The organism is Kitasatospora sp. RG8, assembly GCF_017813315.1.
GTDB lineage: Bacteria > Actinomycetota > Actinomycetes > Streptomycetales > Streptomycetaceae > Kitasatospora.
The window spans coordinates 63291-79043 of record NZ_JAGIYX010000023.1 but is presented as its reverse complement, the minus strand read 5'-3'; the positions used below and the strand labels follow the sequence as shown (position 1 = coordinate 79043).

Here is a 15753-nt window from a genome sequence, read left to right as displayed (position 1 = left end):
GTTGGCTCGGCCAACACTGGTCAGTCCGCCCAGGCCTCACCACTTCCCACAGCGACGGTGACCGTGACGGCCACGCCCTCGCTGCTCAGCCAGACCGCGACGACGCCCGCGCCGAGTTCTACCGCGTTCAACCCGCCGGCTGATGATGTGCAGCTTGTTGGGTGCGCCCTCACCGATGACCCATACCGCCTCAACTACCACAGCGGGAAGTTCGTCGGGGTGGCAGATCTGAAGATCACCAACCACTCAAGCGAGGTGTCCGACTACAGCGTCAGCGTGGAGTTTGTGAATGCGCAAGGTGAGCGCCTCGATATGAGCTACGGCGGCGCCCAAAAGCTTGCCCCTGGCCAGAGCCAGAACAACAACGATGAGGACGCCCACGGTACGAAGAGCATCCCAGCTGGCACCAAGGTCACGTGTCGGATCTTGGACGTGATTCGGATTGCGAGCACGCAGTGAAGCGCAGGCCAGGCAAGAGGTCGAGCCTTAGGCAGAACCCGCGCCCCAAGCTGAGCCTATCTATTGTGAGCAAGGGTAGGGCTTGGGATGCGATCGGGATGCAACCAATGCAGGGTCGAGTAGGGAACGCGTTTCGATCAGCGCCAGGATGGAGGAGTTAAGTGACGTGACGATTATCGATACTGGGGAGATCATTAGTATCCAGCTAGGCTCCCTGGTGACCTTCGGGCACGCCTTCGATTCCTTCTTATCTCTTTCGGACTCAGGGAGCTACCCGAGGGGATGCCATCCCCTGAAGTCGCAGACGCCGAATTAGAGCCAGTCGCAGACTCTCGGCGAAGGTTGCTTTGATCCACTATTAGAATCACGAACACCTTCGCCTCCACCGGCGCAGCCGCACCGTCGGATTTGAGACCACCCCTTTTCCATCTTTCAAACAACCCCCCTTCTTTCACCATTAGTTTATATACCCGCATCAAACGCGGTGTCAACTGGCAATTTCAAGGATTGGCAATGATCAACAATAAGGTTACTCGATGGATTGCGGCCCACTGGAGCAGGGAAGCTGAACCGCTGGAATCCGCCGTAAGGGAACGCCCATTACCATCGCCAGCCTTCTCCGTTGATCACAATGACCCAAGGACCAAGCTAGCTTTCACACTGCTCGAAAATCTCCAATTGTGGCGCGAACGCTCGGTAGAACAGATCGAAATCACAGACGCACTCTGGTCCGAGCGAGAGCGGGTGGTTGATGTTCGAATTTTCGAGTCAGTAATTGCGATCAAAGGAGGAAGACGGAAAGCAGCATCCGATTGCAGCTGAGATCGAAGAATATCTTGCAAGCCTAAGGATTCCACCAGAGGGCAATTCAGCAGACCTGCTCCTCCCGCTGGTCAGCTTCCCCAAGGACTCCCTATTTGACTTTCAGATTACAATTGGAGATAGTCCAGTCAGTCGAATTCCCCGCGACAAGAACGGCGATTTCCAAGCCGCCTACATAGCCCACTTGGCCCGCCAGGCCAACCTCTATCACCTGATAGACGGAGAGCTACGCGATGAACTTCTCGCATTCCTATCCTGTATCTTTAGTTTCTCCTCGGGGACATGGGAGCAGTTCCGAAGAGAGTACTATCGACCATTCAGAAGGCCAATCCTCTACATCAAGAGGATCCTGCGCCTGGAGTACCCTGTTCGTGAATACATTGGGCGCAGGCGCGGACCTAGCTACGGCGTTGCGGTGTCCGACTATAGAGACTGGAGGAGCATTGCAGACATAATAGCCGAAGAGATAATACCGCGCCACGTCCTTCCGACCCGCGTTAGCGCCGCAGAGAATCCCCTTCTCGCGATTCCAAAGTTTTGCCGTGAAAGTGAGCTGCCCGACGATAAGATCACGCAGCTTCTCCGCAAGCTCAAGGACTTCCTCCAAGCCGCCCAGGGCGCGGCAATATCTTTCGACTCTCCGGCGCACAAGCTGGTTTCAACGTATGCGTCATATGGGCGGCGCTGGGAATCCATGGCACGGTACACCATTCCCTTGGATAAGCCATTCCAGATCATAGCCCACGAAAAGCGAGCCATTCGTTTCGAGTCACCGCGCAGTAATTCCCGAAACCCCTATGTTTGGTTGAGGCAGCAATTCTTTCCCAGGGCGCACTATGGAATCTCGTTTGCTGATGCTAAATCAAACCATCTCCAGGTCCGCATTCCCGACCCGCACGTGCAACTAGTTGCTCGAAGGTGCTATGCCAGAAATGATATATGGCAGCATCTATCGACCTCGATGATTAAAGGCTCGCCTGACGATGAACGCAAGAACTACGAGTACTACTCTCGCTACGACACAAAACCCCGTGCAGAACGAATTTGGATTGAGATCCGCCTCAGGCAGGCGCTTACACGCTCCGCGGTGACCTGGGGAGTGACCTTAGCGACCCTGGCCGCGTTCGCGCTAATCATAAACTTCGCCTGGGGCGACTACAACCCTAACGCTCGGTTAAATGGCGCCGATGTTGTCGCCATTCTACTTCCAGTTACCATTGCAGCCTCGTTGCTTCTGGCACGGGAGACCTCGACGCTTGGTATGCGCGTCAAACGGGCGAAGACAGCTCTTCTGATGGTTTCCTTGGCGGCTCTTTGGGTGGCAACGGTCTGGGGGTATGTGCAGGGGCATATAGTCATCGACACGCTCCACCAGCACTGACGCTTTGTAACCTGCCTTACATCTTCTGCCGGCCCCAGCTCGTATAATCCGCTCTCATATGCCAGAACACGAGCGACAAGAAACCTTTGATGGGGCAGCCATCGCTAAAGCCCTCCATGCCGATGCCACTGCGGTGACCGATCCCGCCTTTGGCAAGGGTCAGCACTTCCAGGTGGAGCGCGACAAGACCTTCCTCAGCCTGGACACCTTCCCCGAGGCCGGCGTCTCCCGCATCACGACCAACGGAGCCCGCATCGAGCCGTTTGGTGGCATGCCGCCCACGGTCGAAGAAGAGGGCGTTGTCTTCCTGCAGAAGGACGCCGACCATGAGCACGTAAGCCTTGCTCTCCACCCTGATGGTGCGATCACCATGGGCTACCAGGTCGACACTGGCCCAGCGTCTGTCGCAGGCATACCTAGAGATCCGGCACTCCGTGGTCGAGGTCTACCTCGTAGCAGGCTACCGATAACCACAACGGCGCGCTTCGCGCTTTTGATGCCCGCTCTTACGAGTTACAGCAGGTCGTGAACGAGCCTGCTAGGGCTATGCCCCACAACGCCCACCGATGGACCTCCTCGCGAGAAGGCCTTTGTTGATCTTGCCGAGCCGAACGGCTGCCAGTGTGCCTGATCCTGCGGCCCAGCTCTGGCCGCGGAGATGTCCCTTGCCACCCGAGCAAGTGAGGCTGGCGTGTGACAAAATGTGACACGCCGTCCAGAAGCAACAGCAGAAGCCCTGACTCACCGAAGTGAATCAGGGCTTCTGACCTGCGACTTTGGAGTTGAACTCCAGTCGGGACGACAGGATTTGAACCTGCGACCCCTTGACCCCCAGGCGCATCCGCTGCCGCAGAACCGCCTTAGCCGACCAGGCCACGCCAACCCACGGCCACCGATCAGGCACTTCGGGTCCTGCTCCGTGCGTCAGAGTCCCAGCCCGTTGATGTCAGCCATCGATGTCAGCCTCCAGCCATAGCCACCTGAGCGACTCAAGGGAAGACTTTCGTCCGGGACCGTCGCAGCGCAGCTGGTGCTGTGACCGGGAACGATCACCGGGTTGGCGGTGGCGGGGCCGGAACCAGTTGGATGTGGCGGACATCCAACGGAGTGGGGGCACGGTGGCGGAGCCGGTCAAGGTCAGGAGACTGACCGATCAGGAGGGCCAGCAGTTACAACGGATCGTGCGCCGGGGCAGCACCAACACGGTGCGCTACCGACGGGCGATGATGCTGCTGGCCTCGGCCGACGGCAACCGGGTGCCAGTGGTCGCCCAGCTCGTCCAGGCCGACGAGGACACCGTCCGGGACCTGATCCACCGGTTCAACGAGATCGGCCTGGCCTGCCTGGACCCTCGATGGGCGGGAGGCCGTCCCCGCCTGCTCAGCACTGACGACGAGGACTTCGTCGTCCAGACGGCCACCACCCGCCCGGCCAAGCTCGGGCAGCCCTTCACCCACTGGTCCATCCGCAAACTGCTCACCTACCTGGGTCGGCCGGGGCCCCGGCCGGTGGCCGGTGAGCCAGGCGGGGTCGCACAGCAGTGGCGCCGTTAGCGGGCTGGATTGCGGAGCGGCTCCCGGTGGTTGGACGCCGCCGGGCGTCCATGCCCGCACCGTCAGGTGGTCTGGAGGCCGCAGCCGGCCCGAGGCTGTAGCTGGCGGGACTCCCACAGGTGCCACCAGGCCCGGGGAGCGACCTTCCGGACGCTCTGGCGTGCGATCTCCAGCGCGTGCGGGAGGGTGGTGTCCGTCCAGGAGTTGGAGCAGCCGCCACGGGAGAGTTCCGCCAGCAAGGCGGGAACGATGACCGTGGTGCGGTCGAACTCGGCCCGTGTCTTGCACGCGACCACCGGTGTCGGGCGCACCACCAGCTCGGCCAAGCCGGGTTCCTCGAGTAGCGAGCAGGTCGCGAAGATCACCGTCCCGGCTTTGATGACGCCGGCCAGGCGACGGCGTTCGACACCCAGCAGCGTGGTCCCACCGGTTGTCGTGCCACCCGCTGTGGCCCAGCATCACGAGAACGTCGGTCGGGACCGCCAGCGCGGCGACCACCTCGTCCGCCGACCTGGCCACCGTGAGAGTGCAGTGGACTCCCTGCAGTGCGAGGCTGTCCCTAATCCCTTTGCCGATGTCTGCGTGCTTGGTGTCCCGGTTGGTGTAGCACACCGTCACGATGCGGATGTCGACACCGCCGTCCGTTGTTATCTTGGGCAGAAACCAGCCGTAAGGAAAGTAAGCCACCTGCCGATTGGCAGTCCCGATCAACACATCTCATTTCTCCACTTTACGCACCAGCCCTGTGTAGCCGACGACAGCAAGGGTGGACAAGGCCCAGCCCGCTCCGGTAGCGCCCCAGATGCCAGCGGCCCAACCCCATCCGTTAGGCCGCCAGTTCTCTGCCTGGTGGACGTTGATAAGAGGAACGACAACATCGACGGCATAACCAGCCGGGTAGAAACACGGGTACGCCTTGCAATCGTATCCCAGTGCCGCGGGGGACGGGTTGAGTTTCTGGGTGTCCTTGGCTGGCGCGATAGCGCCATGATGCTGAGCAAACAGCAACGCCGTCAGCGTTATGAGATAAACCGCAAGCAGCATCACGACGGCTCTCAGTGGCTTGTAGCCGTGGGCAATGGTCTTCCCGAGTAGCCAGTTGCCGAACCAGCGGGGGCGACTCAAGTGGCCGTACTTGCGCAGGTCCTCACGTCGAGCAATGGCGACTTCGCGCGCCTCTGTGTCCTGCCCAGCCTGTGAGTAAACCCGCGCCAACTGTTCATACGGTTGAGAAGAGAAGCGCGCTGGGCTCCCACCGGACGGTGCGATGTGGCTGCAACGAATCCAATCAAGGCGCTGCTTCCAGGTTGCTGGGGCGTCACCACCAAAGCCGTCATATGTCAATCCCACCAACCGGATATTCCCTTTCGGCGGCCAATAGGCGGCTGGCCGGCTCCAGTCATCGACCAGCCGGCGCACCAACGCCCGCTCCAGATTGACCAGCCCGTCTACCGGCTGCCTTGGCCGCCAATGCAACTCACCCAAGACCGACATTCCTGTTGCCAATAGGGCTGGTGTGCCGGAAAGCTGGGCGTCGGCGAAGCTCAGAGATCCCTTAATTTGCGCGTCATGGAGATCTATCTTTCCTTCCGCCGTAAATCCTTCATCTAGAAACGCGTGCCCGCCGATCTTCACACTGTCGGCTACCAAGGAATCAACGGTGCCGTTGAGCCTTGCCCCGGTCAGGTGCAAGCCGCCACCAATGTTCGCACCTATCAGCCGCACCACGCCGACTGCCTCGAAGCCCTCATCCAGGAAAACGGTATCGCCTGCCTTCATCTGATCGGCGGCAAAGGCATTTCCCATTTCGTCAGTTCCATTGAGCTTCGCCCCTTTCAGGGTTAGCTGACCGGCAATCTGCGCACCTAGCAGCCGCACCGTCCCACTCGCCTCGAAGGGATATTCCAGGACAACTGTGCCGACCTTCACAAAGTCGGCGACCAGAGCGTTGCCACTACCGTCGGTGCCGTTAAGCATTGCCCCGCTCAGGTACAGCTGGCCAGCGATGTCTGCACCAAACAGCCGCACTGCTCCCCTTGCTTCGAAGCCATCGCCCAGAAACGCATCTTCGCCGACCTTCACCCCATTCGCAAACAGAGCATTGCCACTACTGTCGGTGCCGTTAAGCTTTGCCCCGCTCAGGTACAGCTGGCCGCCGATGTTTGCACCGTTCAGCCGCACCACGCCACCAGCCTCGAATCCCTCATCCAGGAAAGCGTGATTGCCGACCTTCATCCCGTCAGCGACCAGAGCTTCGCCGTCGCGGTTGGCGCCGTTGAGCTTTGCCCCGCGCAGGGACAGCTGGCCAGCGATGTCTGCACCAAGCAGCCGTACGGCGCCAGATGTGAAGAAGGTGTCAGTTAAATCGAGTTCGTGGGCGACGACAAGCATGTCCGCCTTAATGCCTGCTAGTTCACATCGGAGCAAGCTGAGGGAAGTGGCCGTAGCATAGTCGAGCGCGATAGGTTCGGGGCAGTCAAAATAGCAGTCTTCGCATACTAGCGGGCATAACAAGGTGGCAGATTCGAGATCGAGTCGTCCGCTTATGCGGACGCCTCGGAGTCTCACTCCTTTCGGCCCAGCGGGCCAATGCCCCGCCGCAATCAGGCCGCGCAGTATCGTGGCCCGAATTGTCCGGTCAGTGCCCCAGGTATGCATAGCTGATCGATCCACGTCAGCTGAATGAGCGAGGTCCAAGGGTTCCTCAGCTGCCACATGATCGAGAAGTTTCAGTTCTGGCGCTCGCAGGTCTTCCCTAGACGGGCACATACAGTAACCCACGGGGAGCGACCCAATCGGCCTTAGCGGCGTGTCGGTCATCGCAAGATTCCCTACCAGCTCACGGAGCCCCTGGTCTCAGCGTATGCATGCGATACGCGGTCCGCAGCGCGCCCTGGCGCGAACCCCATCACTCGTACATCTTTCAAATGGCGTCCACTGATCAAGAGGACATCTCACTTAACGAGGACCAAGCGAGAATGGGAGCTGTTGCATCGCTTGCGAAGGCGCCGAAGTCGTGAGCCTTGCCTTCGTAGTGGCGGTGGAGCTGGCGGTAGCCAACTTCGCACCAAGGTCACCCGCGGAGCCGGCAGCGGCGCTCGCGATGGCGTTCAAGGTTGTCGAGACCGCTCAGGCCTGATGGCGCGCGATCACCTGAGCCCCCTCGTCCCGCTGGTCCACGTCGAGGCGCCCGCTTTGAACGCGGTCAGCTCTCTAGGATGACGTAGATCGGGGCGCCGTCCGGGCGGGCCGCGCGGATGGACCTGAGGGCCGCCAGCGTGTTCATGGCGCCCTTCTTGCGGCGGTTGATGCCCCAGAGGGTGTCGTCGCCGATGGAGTAGCAGCCGTGGAAGTACCGGACGCCGTGGGTGCGGTGGTAGGTCGCGGGCTGCCGCTCGGGGTGACCGGCGCGGGCCCAGCCAGAGCCTGCGGTGGGGCGGATGCCGAGGGGCCCGGACTCGTCGAAGGCGAAGACGCGGTCAGGGAAGCGGTCCAAGACGTGCTTGATGCGGCCGAGCTTGGCATCGCGCTCTGGGTCGGCCGATTCCTTCCAGGTCTTGGTGCGCTGGAAGGTGATGCCGTGGCGGGAGAGCAGGGACCGTAACGCCTCGCGGCCGATCCGGATGACGCGGCCGTGGACTTTCCGCAGGTAGGCGGCGAGTTTGCGGATGGACCGGCGGGTGAAGGGCTGCCCGAGCTTGGTCGGTCTTGTGGTGGCCGTCTGGACGGCGAAGTCCGCGTCGTCAGGACTAAGCAGGCGGGGACGGCCTCCCGCCCACCGAGGGTCCAGGCAGGCCAGGCCGATCTCGTTGAACCGGTGGATCACGTCGCGGACGGTGTCCTCGTCGGCCTGCACCAGCTGGGCGATCACCGGGACCCGGTTCCCGCCAGCCGAGGCCAGCAGCATCATCGCGCGCCGGTACCGCACCGAACTGGTGCTGCCCCGGCGCACGATCTGCTGCAGCTTCTGCCCCTCCTGGTCTGTCAGTCTGCGCACACGGACAGGCTCTGCCACCACACCCCCAGCGGTCGGAATGAACGTCACCGCACATCCAACCGCTGGAACCGGCAACCCGGCGAACCTTCCCGGTCAAAGCACCAGGCACTTACCCTGGAGGCCGATGCGGGGTTGCGCTGCTCAGCGTTTCACTTATAGCGGCCCGCCATGGCCACGAGGCCAGCAGCACGACATTGCAGCCGGGGCGATAAATCCTCTAATCGAGGTCATCTTCGTCAGGTATCGATATTCGCAGCAACTGAGGCAAATGGCCGACAAATGACCACCCTCTCTCATAGAGGGAATGCACCTCGTCCAGGGTTGTATTGATGGTGACATCGGCATAATTATTGTGAATAAGCTCGTTTCGGATGGCGCCAACTTCAAGGAAGGCGGCAAGTCCGTCCCCAAGCCCATCCTTCTCCGATATCTCCAGCTCTACAGCCTTCTTGAACTCTGGGCCAAAAAGCGCCCAGAAGGGTCCAGCCTTGCGCTTGGGCCAGTCGAAGAACGTGTGATACTGGCGGCTGATGGCCTTGCGCTCAACCAGAAATCCGACTCGATTTCCAGTTGAAACCTCCGCCACATAGTCCCTGATGTACCCGCAGACGTAGTGCTCGAATTCACTCGCGGCGGCCAGCATGAGAACCTTCGGGAGCATGGCTTGCAACGAGGCATGAAATGACGGCTCTGAAAGCTGGAGGGCGTCCAGGATCTGCCGCTGGTCGCGATATAGCAGCTCAACCGGCTTAGGCTGCCCGCTCACCTGCCGCTCTCCACGATGAGGCCCTTGATGAACTCATAGGTCTCGTTGAGGCGACCCTTCACGTTGACCGTCTTGGTCGAGCCCTCCTGAGACCACTTGGAGAAGTCCGCGCTTCGGCCGAATTCGGCAATCCTCGCGCTGTCTACACCCTCGAAGCTTTGCCCTTCAGCGCGGAGCCTGATAGCGGCACAGTAGGTCGCCTCGAAGAGGAGTGCACTAAACTTCGCACCGCCCGGCCAGAAGGTCGAATCATCCCAGCTTGCGGCCACCCCAAGGAACCAGTCCCACTCAGCTGCGTGAGCCGCAACATCATCGGCGGAGAAAGACTGGGCTCGCTTGCAGAACGAATTGATGAAACTAGTCATGGAACCGGCATAGTTGTCACCGGCGCTTCGAAGGGATAGAGCCCTGAGGATTATTTCAATATCGCGCATCCGGTAGTCCGGATCCGCGGAGCCAAGGATTTCCCGCCAATCCTTCCGCTCATTCAGGAAGAAGAGCCCCTCGAAGAAATCGGAATGATACAGGCAGGCGCGAATTTCCTGGGTATTGAGATTGACGCCGCCGGTGTTCAGTCGATTGAACATCTCAAAAACAGCGGAGTCGTCATCGCGCGGAGCCACCTGCTTCACGATAACGTTCCGGATCGGCTGAAGGTTGAACTTGTTCTTGTACTCTCCAAGCGTACTGTAAGTAAGTCGGGCGAACTTGTTTGCCGCCCCACTCGGAAGCTTTGCCAGCTGCAGCTTGAAGGGAACGAAGAAATCATCATCCGCGAGGATCTCTTCCGTGAGCCCACCCTTGGTGTTAATGATTTTCCGAAGCTCTCCCCGCTTCTCCTTCCGGGGGAATCGCTCCTTCATAAAGAAGTACACGGTCAGCAGGCGCTGCTGACCGTCAATGATCAAGAACTTGTTCCGGCTCTCCTCGTAAAGGAAGACCTGGGGTACCGGAAGGCCCAAAATGAGAGACTCGATCAGCTTGGAAGCCCTCTTGACGTCCCATACATAATTGCGCTGAAATCCCGGCGTCTGAATGGCGCCCTCGTCAATAAAGCTGTTGATCGTAAGGGTGTTGAAATCGTTCGGGGCTGAGACGATATCATACTCGCTGATCTGCCCCTCCTCGTCGATCAATTCAATCAAGTCGGAATCCTCGACCTTGATAGAGCTCGCCTCGGCCATGATGACCCCTCTGCAATTGATCGGCTAAACGGGCGTGATCACTGTACTCGCAGGGCTGCCGACGCGCACGGGGTTCAGGGCAATCACGCGGGCGGTGGAGCGGCTTTGGCCGGTGTCCCGTCTGGTCTGGGGTCGAGCATGATCGGGGGGCCGTAAGCTGTTGCGACTCGGTCAGGGCTTTTGGGCCTGACCGCAATTTGGCCGAGTGGCCCCCCAGTCTTGCTCGACGCGGGTCCCGGGCCTGGCAGGTGGGTAAAACCGTGAAGCCGCCCGTTACCAGCCACGGCCAGTAGTGACCTGTACCCATGTCCTCCCGCCCGGCGCGGCCGGCCGCCGCCGCAGGGCGCAAGACAGGAGCGGCGGCGAGCGGCAGGGCCGCGCGCTGGCGCGCCGCGTGCGCCCTTGAACCCGTATAGAACCGTTTGACGGCTACCGGGAGTCGGAAGCCCCTGGCCCAAGCAGCTGACCTGGTGGACCACAACGGGCGGGCCGGACTGAGGCTTGAACTGAGTCATGAGAGATTGGCCAGCCCGCTCGCCGGTAGGGTCGCCGTCATGAGCAGGCTCGTCCTCTTGGACCTCGACAACACCCTGATCGATCGGCATGGCGCCGTGGCGGACTGGGTTGCTGAGTTCTGCACAGCGCGACAACTGCCAGCCGAGACCGTTCTCCATATGACTGGCTTGCTTCGGGAACGGGCGGTGCCGGAGACGTTCGAGTCTCTGCAGCGCAACCTCGGCCTCGCGGAGTTGCCAGCGGCGCTATGGGATGCCTACGTCACTGGGCTGGCAGCCAGGGTTACCTGCACCACTGAGACACTGACACGGCTCGACCTGCTGCGGACTGCTGGCTGGGCAGTGGGTGTGTTGACGAACGGGGCGGCCGATATTCAGCGGGCCAAGCTCGCCTCCGCTGGACTCCTCGATCACGTGGACGCGGTCTGCATCTCTGAGGAGGTCGGCGCCCGCAAGCCGGATCCCGAGGCGTTCCGAATGGCCGCCGCGCTCTGCGGGCACGAGTTGCCGGGAGACGCCTGGATGGTCGGGGACGACCCCGTGACGGACATTGCCGGGGCCAGCACGGCTGGTCTTCGGACCATCTGGATCTCCGCGGGCAATGCCTGGACCAACCCTGGCCTGACCCCGGACCACGTCGCACAGACCGCCGTCGATTCGGCGGACTTCCTGCTCGGCCTCCCGGAGAGTGCACGATGACCATCAGGCCGACCGTCGGCATCCTCCACCCCGGAAGCATGGGCGCCGCGGTGGCAGCTTGCGCCCGAGCGAACGCAGCGCGGGTGCTCTGCTGTCCAGCAGACCGCAGTGCGGCCACCGCAGCACGGGCCGAGCAGGCCGGGTTGGAACCCGTCGCTGGGCTGGACGAGCTGCTGGAGCAGGCCCATATCGTGCTCAGCCTCTGCCCGCCAGCCGCCGCCGAGAACCTGGCCGTTGCCGTCGCCGAGCGCCGGTACGCGGGCGTCTACGTGGAGGCCAACGCGATCAGCCCAGAGCGGACGCAGCGCATCGCCGCCCTGCTGGACGGATACGCCCGCGCGGTGGTCGACGGTGCCGTGATCGGATCACCGCCGGTCGGTGGCAAGCGGACCCGGCTCTATCTGTCTGGGCCCGCGGACGCGGTCTCGCTGTTGGAAGACCTGTTCGCTGGCAGCCCGGTGGAGACGCCCGTGCTGGGCACCGAGGTTGGCCAGGCATCGGCCTTGAAGTTGGCGTACAGCTCCTACCAGAAGGCGTCCCGTGTGCTGGCCGCCGTGGCTTTCGGTGCGGCGCGGGCCCACGGCGTGGACGACGCACTGCTCGACGTGGCTGGCAAGCGGCAAGGCAGCTACCTGGTGGAGACGGGATACATCGCCAAGACCGCGGCGCGAGCGTGGCGCTGGGGTCCGGAGATGGAAGAGGCTGCCGACATGCTTTCCGCCGCCGGCCTGCCGGATGAGCTGCTGCGAGCGGCAGCTCAGACCCTGGCGCGGTGGGATGACAGCAAGGACCTCGCCGGGCTGACGCCCGGCGAGGCTCTTGACCGTCTCACCCGCCCGTAGGACCGGGGTTTTCTAACGGCGCTGGCCACCCGCCGATAGAAGCGCGTCGATGAGCCGGGCCGCCGCGGCGGGTTCAACGGTGCTGGTGTCCACCGACAGATCCCACGCCTGGTCCGGGTGTGACTCGACGTCCGCATGAGTGGCATCCCAGGCTCGCACCCGGGCCTCGGTGTCGATGTCCTCCCGGCCGGCCGAGCGGGCCGCGGTCACCTCCCGCCCACACCAGAGGAGCACCACAGCCCAGTCCGCCGGATAGCCGGCAACCAGGGCAGCAATGCCGTCGATCTGGCCCAGGTGCACGATCGGCGTCCCGGCCTCGAACGCGACGTCCATTCCGGGACGATCGATCACATACGTGTTGCCGTACCGGCTGTTCTGGTAGATGACGTCACCTGCCGCCTCCAAGTCGGCAAGCTGCTGAGAGGTGCCCATCCGGTACCCCTCGGACTTACCAGCTCCGACCTTGAGCCGGGAGAACAGCCGGTAGTCACCGAGCTCCTGGAGCGCCCGCGTCACCGTGTCCTTCCCGGCTGCGGGCGGCCCGTAGAGGATGAGGCCGCGGGCCGTCACAGCCCGCCCCCGCTCAGCGCGTCGCGGGCCTGGTCGGCAGCGGCGACGGCCGCGCCGAGGCGGTTGTCCACGACGAAGTGGGGACCGGCCGGCCTGAGCTTCAGATCAACCGTGGCCAGATAGTCCTCCCACGCCTCCATCTTCCACATGTCCCGAGCCGCGCCACGGAACTCGATGTACTCCCGCATCGACTCGGGGTCGCATTCGACCCAGATAGCTGCCACGGCGACCCGCTTCGCCTTGCACCGGTTGTAGAACCGCTGCATCCAGTCCGCCTGCGAGAACTCTGCCAGGAACGGCGCGTCGAGAATCACGGACGTCCCGCAGTTGAGGTTGTCCCAAGCTGCCTCCATGAGGCAGCGGTATTCGAGCGGCCTCACCTTCTCGCGGTAGAGGTCGGAACTCCGATCATTCACCTCACCGCCGAGGGCCAACAGAAGTTGGTCGACCAGCGGCCGCGTCAGTGAATCCTTGTCGAGGATCGGCCATCCAGTGAGGCGTCCAATGAATTTGGCGTACTCGGACTTTCCGGATCCGGCATATCCGCCGACCAGAAGCACGGTCGGCCCCGCATCATCACCGCCCGCCCGACGCTTCCACTCTTCCACGATGCGGCTGCGGAACGTCTCGGCATCGACTCCGGCCGCCCCTTCGCGCAGGCTGCCTAGGGCTTCACGAATGGTCTCAGCCAGGTCGGGGGCGGTCTCTGCTGAACGCTGGTTGGGCACCGTAGCGACCTCTCCGGGGAGAGCCCGGCGAAAACCCAGCTCCGCCTCATTCAGGCGGTAGAGAATGCAGTAGGCCCGGCGATAGTCAGGGCGCGGGAACGACGTTCCCTTCTCGTGCGCCCAGACCGTCTGAAAGTTGGCCGCAAGGCTGAACTTGTGCCGCTCGCCGATTTCCCGAAGCTTCTCGCCGACTTCCTCAAGGGTCAGGCCGTGGGACTCCCTGACCTCTTTCAGAACTGCCGGATTCCAATCTGGGCGCTGCCGAGCCATATTCCCCTCCTAGGAAACTGCTCGTGCCGCGAGTGTAGCGGCCCGTTGAGTCACCTGAAAATCGCGATAGAAGTCGTGATACTACTCGTGTAAAGATCCGCGACTGAATCCCGGTAAAGGTCCGTGATACCGATTCCTTGGCGGCAGGTGTGAACTGAGATCAGTCCGCACCGCCGAGGAGGTAGCAATGGGGAGCCAACCACCCCGATATGCAGAGAGGGGACCGCGGCAGACTCGCGATCCCCTGATCCCCCCGCCTGGCCATCACCTGGCCTCAAGCTCCGCCACTCGTGCAGCCAGCGCGCGGAGTTCATCCCGAACCTCCGCCAGCTCCTGCCGCAACTGCCCGGCCTCCCCGGCCCGCGCCGCGGCCTTGGCCACCGCGTCCGAGGCCAAGGATGTCGCCTTGCCCTGGTGGCTCACGACCAGGCCGGCCTCCTTCAGGCGCGCCACAGCCGCCCGGGCGACTGTCGGAGTCACTTCGTACTGCGTCTGGAGCGCCGCCAGCGACGGGATCCGCCCGTTTGAGGCGAACTCGCCGGCAGCGATGCGCACGCAAAGGTCGTCCGCCACCTGCCGATAGGCGGACTTCTCTCCAGTCCACTCGACCATTAACTCCCCACATCCCTCTGCGTCTCTGCCTCATAGTGCCGCACCCTCCGGCCGGAACCAATGCTTCCGCATGTCGTCCGGCCGATGGACTTGCCAACTCTGTCTTCTCTGCCTCACAGTTGAGCTGTGCGACAGAGCGAACAAAGCTCTCAAGTCGCGCTATTCCCGCACGTCAACGTGCCGATCCCGCCTGCGCTCCACCTGACAGTTCAGGAGGCTCCGCCATGCTCGCCACTCACTACACTGCCGCCGCCCCGCTCGTGACTGGCCGTTCCTACGCCCGTCGTGTGGCGTCGCTGACCGGTGGTTCCCGTCGGGTGCCGTCGGGCAAGTGGGTGGCGGAGGCCCGGGGGGCCGAGCGCAGTCGCCGGGCGGTCGCGTGCCGGATTGGCCGACTGACCGGAACGCGGGCGCCGCAGTGGACCGGTGAGATCAGCGAGCAGGACTGGCGGACGGTCCTGACGGCCGGCGCCGGCGCCCTGGCCGAGGCCGAGACGACGTCCCACGCCCAGGCGGAACCCGTCACCTGCTCCCGCTGCGGAACGAGGCTGAACCGGGCCAACACCAGCAATCTCTGCAACCCGTGCCAAGGTGCCACCCTCGACACCGCCGCGGAGCCGCCGGCCGACAGGCGCGCCCCCAAAGCCAAGTGCTCCGCACCGACGCGGGAGGACCTGGCCGCCACGGCACGGGAGTTCACCCGGGGGGCCGTCGAGAACAAGGGCGACCGCGTTCTCGACCGGACCCGCAACGGCCGTGTCGAGGCGCTGGTCGACGCACTGCTGGCAGCGAGCCCCGCGAGCGCGATGGACCTGGTCGGCGACGACGAGCGCCGCCTGGTCGAGCAGTGGAGCCCGTTCCGCAACGGCCCGCGCCACATCATCCGGTGTGCCGACGGCTCCCGTCGCTACGGCAACGGCGAGCTGGCCCCGGAGCACTAACCCGTAGTTCAACCCACCTGGCGCCCTGCGCGGTGGACGGCTCCCCCAATTCCTTGGCCGGAAGAGGAGCCGTCCCCGCGGGGCCCACCCGTCAACAAGGAAGAGGTAGACCCGTGAGGTCGATTGTTGCAGGCCAGACGGCCCTGGACGAGGACGAGTTCGCCGAGCTGGCGCTCGGCGTGGACTCGGAGTTCACCCGGCTGTTCACCGGTGTGCCCGGTGAGAGCGCGGCCGAGCACGCCGCCCGAGTGGACGCCGCGGCCGACGTCCTGGCGGACCTGCGCCGGGAGGACCCGGTGCTGGCCACCTACGCCGAGCGGCTGCTGAGCACGGCGCCGGTGCCGCTGCGGCGCCCGGCGGTCATCCGCCGGACCGCGAGCGTCGAGCGGGTGGCCGCGTGACCACCATGGCCGA

At 63.1% G+C, this 15753-nt stretch carries 14 protein-coding genes and 2 pseudogenes; 8 read left to right on the top strand and 8 right to left on the bottom strand.

The window, feature by feature from the left end; genetic code table 11:
- The first annotated feature begins 57 nt into the window (after positions 1 to 57).
- The 4 genes and pseudogenes from J5Y04_RS28650 to J5Y04_RS43295 all read left to right on the top strand — a co-directional run.
- Positions 58 to 459 carry a hypothetical protein gene (locus J5Y04_RS28650; protein ID WP_209415298.1) on the top strand — a complete coding sequence of 134 codons (402 nt, stop codon included), beginning with the start codon at positions 58 to 60 and terminating at the stop codon, positions 457 to 459.
- 775 nt (positions 460 to 1234) lie between these two features.
- Positions 1235 to 2662 carry a hypothetical protein gene (locus tag J5Y04_RS28645; RefSeq protein ID WP_209415297.1) on the top strand — a complete coding sequence of 476 codons (1428 nt, stop codon included), beginning with the start codon at positions 1235 to 1237 and terminating at the stop codon, positions 2660 to 2662.
- Positions 2663 to 2720: 58 nt separating this feature from the next.
- The gene (locus J5Y04_RS28640; RefSeq protein ID WP_209415296.1) at positions 2721 to 3191 is read left to right on the top strand and encodes a hypothetical protein; all 471 of its coding nucleotides are present in this window, start codon (positions 2721 to 2723) and stop codon (positions 3189 to 3191) included.
- 589 nt (positions 3192 to 3780) lie between these two features.
- Positions 3781 to 4149, top strand: a pseudogene (locus J5Y04_RS43295) (transposase); the annotation flags it as partial.
- A 128-nt stretch (positions 4150 to 4277) separates the two neighbouring features.
- Here J5Y04_RS43295 and J5Y04_RS28630 read toward each other — a convergent pair.
- The 5 genes and pseudogenes from J5Y04_RS28630 to J5Y04_RS28610 all read right to left on the bottom strand — a co-directional run bounded on the left by J5Y04_RS28630 (position 4278) and on the right by J5Y04_RS28610 (position 10162).
- On the bottom strand, positions 4278 to 4541 hold the full coding sequence (locus tag J5Y04_RS28630; protein ID WP_209415295.1) for a hypothetical protein: 264 nt from the start codon (positions 4539 to 4541) through the stop codon (positions 4278 to 4280).
- Between the two features lie 391 nt (positions 4542 to 4932).
- On the bottom strand, positions 4933 to 6606 hold the full coding sequence (locus J5Y04_RS28625) for a hypothetical protein (protein ID WP_209415294.1): 1674 nt from the start codon (positions 6604 to 6606) through the stop codon (positions 4933 to 4935).
- 817 nt (positions 6607 to 7423) lie between these two features.
- Positions 7424 to 8230: pseudogene (locus J5Y04_RS28620) on the bottom strand (helix-turn-helix domain-containing protein); the annotation flags it as partial.
- 199 nt (positions 8231 to 8429) lie between these two features.
- A complete protein-coding gene (locus J5Y04_RS28615) occupies positions 8430 to 8978 on the bottom strand; it encodes a HEPN domain-containing protein (RefSeq protein WP_209415293.1) in 549 nt (182 codons plus the stop codon).
- The gene (locus J5Y04_RS28610) at positions 8975 to 10162 is read right to left on the bottom strand and encodes a DUF262 domain-containing protein (protein ID WP_209415292.1); all 1188 of its coding nucleotides are present in this window, start codon (positions 10160 to 10162) and stop codon (positions 8975 to 8977) included. Before J5Y04_RS28610 ends, J5Y04_RS28615 begins: the two co-directional genes overlap by 4 nt.
- Positions 10163 to 10716: 554 nt before the next feature.
- Here J5Y04_RS28610 and J5Y04_RS28605 point away from each other — a divergent pair.
- Entirely contained in the window at positions 10717 to 11376 is a 660-nt protein-coding gene (locus tag J5Y04_RS28605; protein ID WP_209415291.1) for an HAD family hydrolase, read from the top strand.
- Positions 11373 to 12218 (top strand): NAD(P)-dependent oxidoreductase, encoded by an 846-nt coding sequence (locus tag J5Y04_RS28600; RefSeq protein WP_209415290.1) that lies wholly within the window; start codon positions 11373 to 11375, stop codon positions 12216 to 12218. Before J5Y04_RS28605 ends, J5Y04_RS28600 begins: the two co-directional genes overlap by 4 nt.
- 12 nt (positions 12219 to 12230) lie before the next feature.
- Here the strand turns inward: J5Y04_RS28600 and J5Y04_RS28595 are convergent, their stop codons facing one another.
- The 3 genes from J5Y04_RS28595 to J5Y04_RS43290 all read right to left on the bottom strand — a co-directional run bounded on the left by J5Y04_RS28595 (position 12231) and on the right by J5Y04_RS43290 (position 14398).
- Positions 12231 to 12650, bottom strand: a complete 420-nt coding sequence (locus tag J5Y04_RS28595) for a guanylate kinase (RefSeq protein ID WP_307853344.1) — start codon at positions 12648 to 12650, stop codon at positions 12231 to 12233.
- A 134-nt stretch (positions 12651 to 12784) separates the two neighbouring features.
- Entirely contained in the window at positions 12785 to 13786 is a 1002-nt protein-coding gene (locus J5Y04_RS28590) for an AAA family ATPase (RefSeq protein ID WP_209415288.1), read from the bottom strand.
- A gap of 264 nt (positions 13787 to 14050) precedes the next feature.
- Positions 14051 to 14398: a GntR family transcriptional regulator gene (locus J5Y04_RS43290; protein ID WP_209415287.1), complete on the bottom strand. Its 348-nt coding sequence runs from the start codon at positions 14396 to 14398 to the stop codon at positions 14051 to 14053.
- Positions 14399 to 14622: 224 nt separating this feature from the next.
- Here J5Y04_RS43290 and J5Y04_RS28580 point away from each other — a divergent pair, with 224 nt between their 5' ends.
- Both J5Y04_RS28580 and J5Y04_RS28575 read left to right on the top strand, forming a co-directional pair.
- Positions 14623 to 15339: a hypothetical protein gene (locus tag J5Y04_RS28580; protein ID WP_209415286.1), complete on the top strand. Its 717-nt coding sequence runs from the start codon at positions 14623 to 14625 to the stop codon at positions 15337 to 15339.
- A gap of 113 nt (positions 15340 to 15452) precedes the next feature.
- Positions 15453 to 15740 carry a hypothetical protein gene (locus J5Y04_RS28575; RefSeq protein ID WP_209415285.1) on the top strand — a complete coding sequence of 96 codons (288 nt, stop codon included), beginning with the start codon at positions 15453 to 15455 and terminating at the stop codon, positions 15738 to 15740.
- Positions 15741 to 15753: the final 13 nt, after the last annotated feature.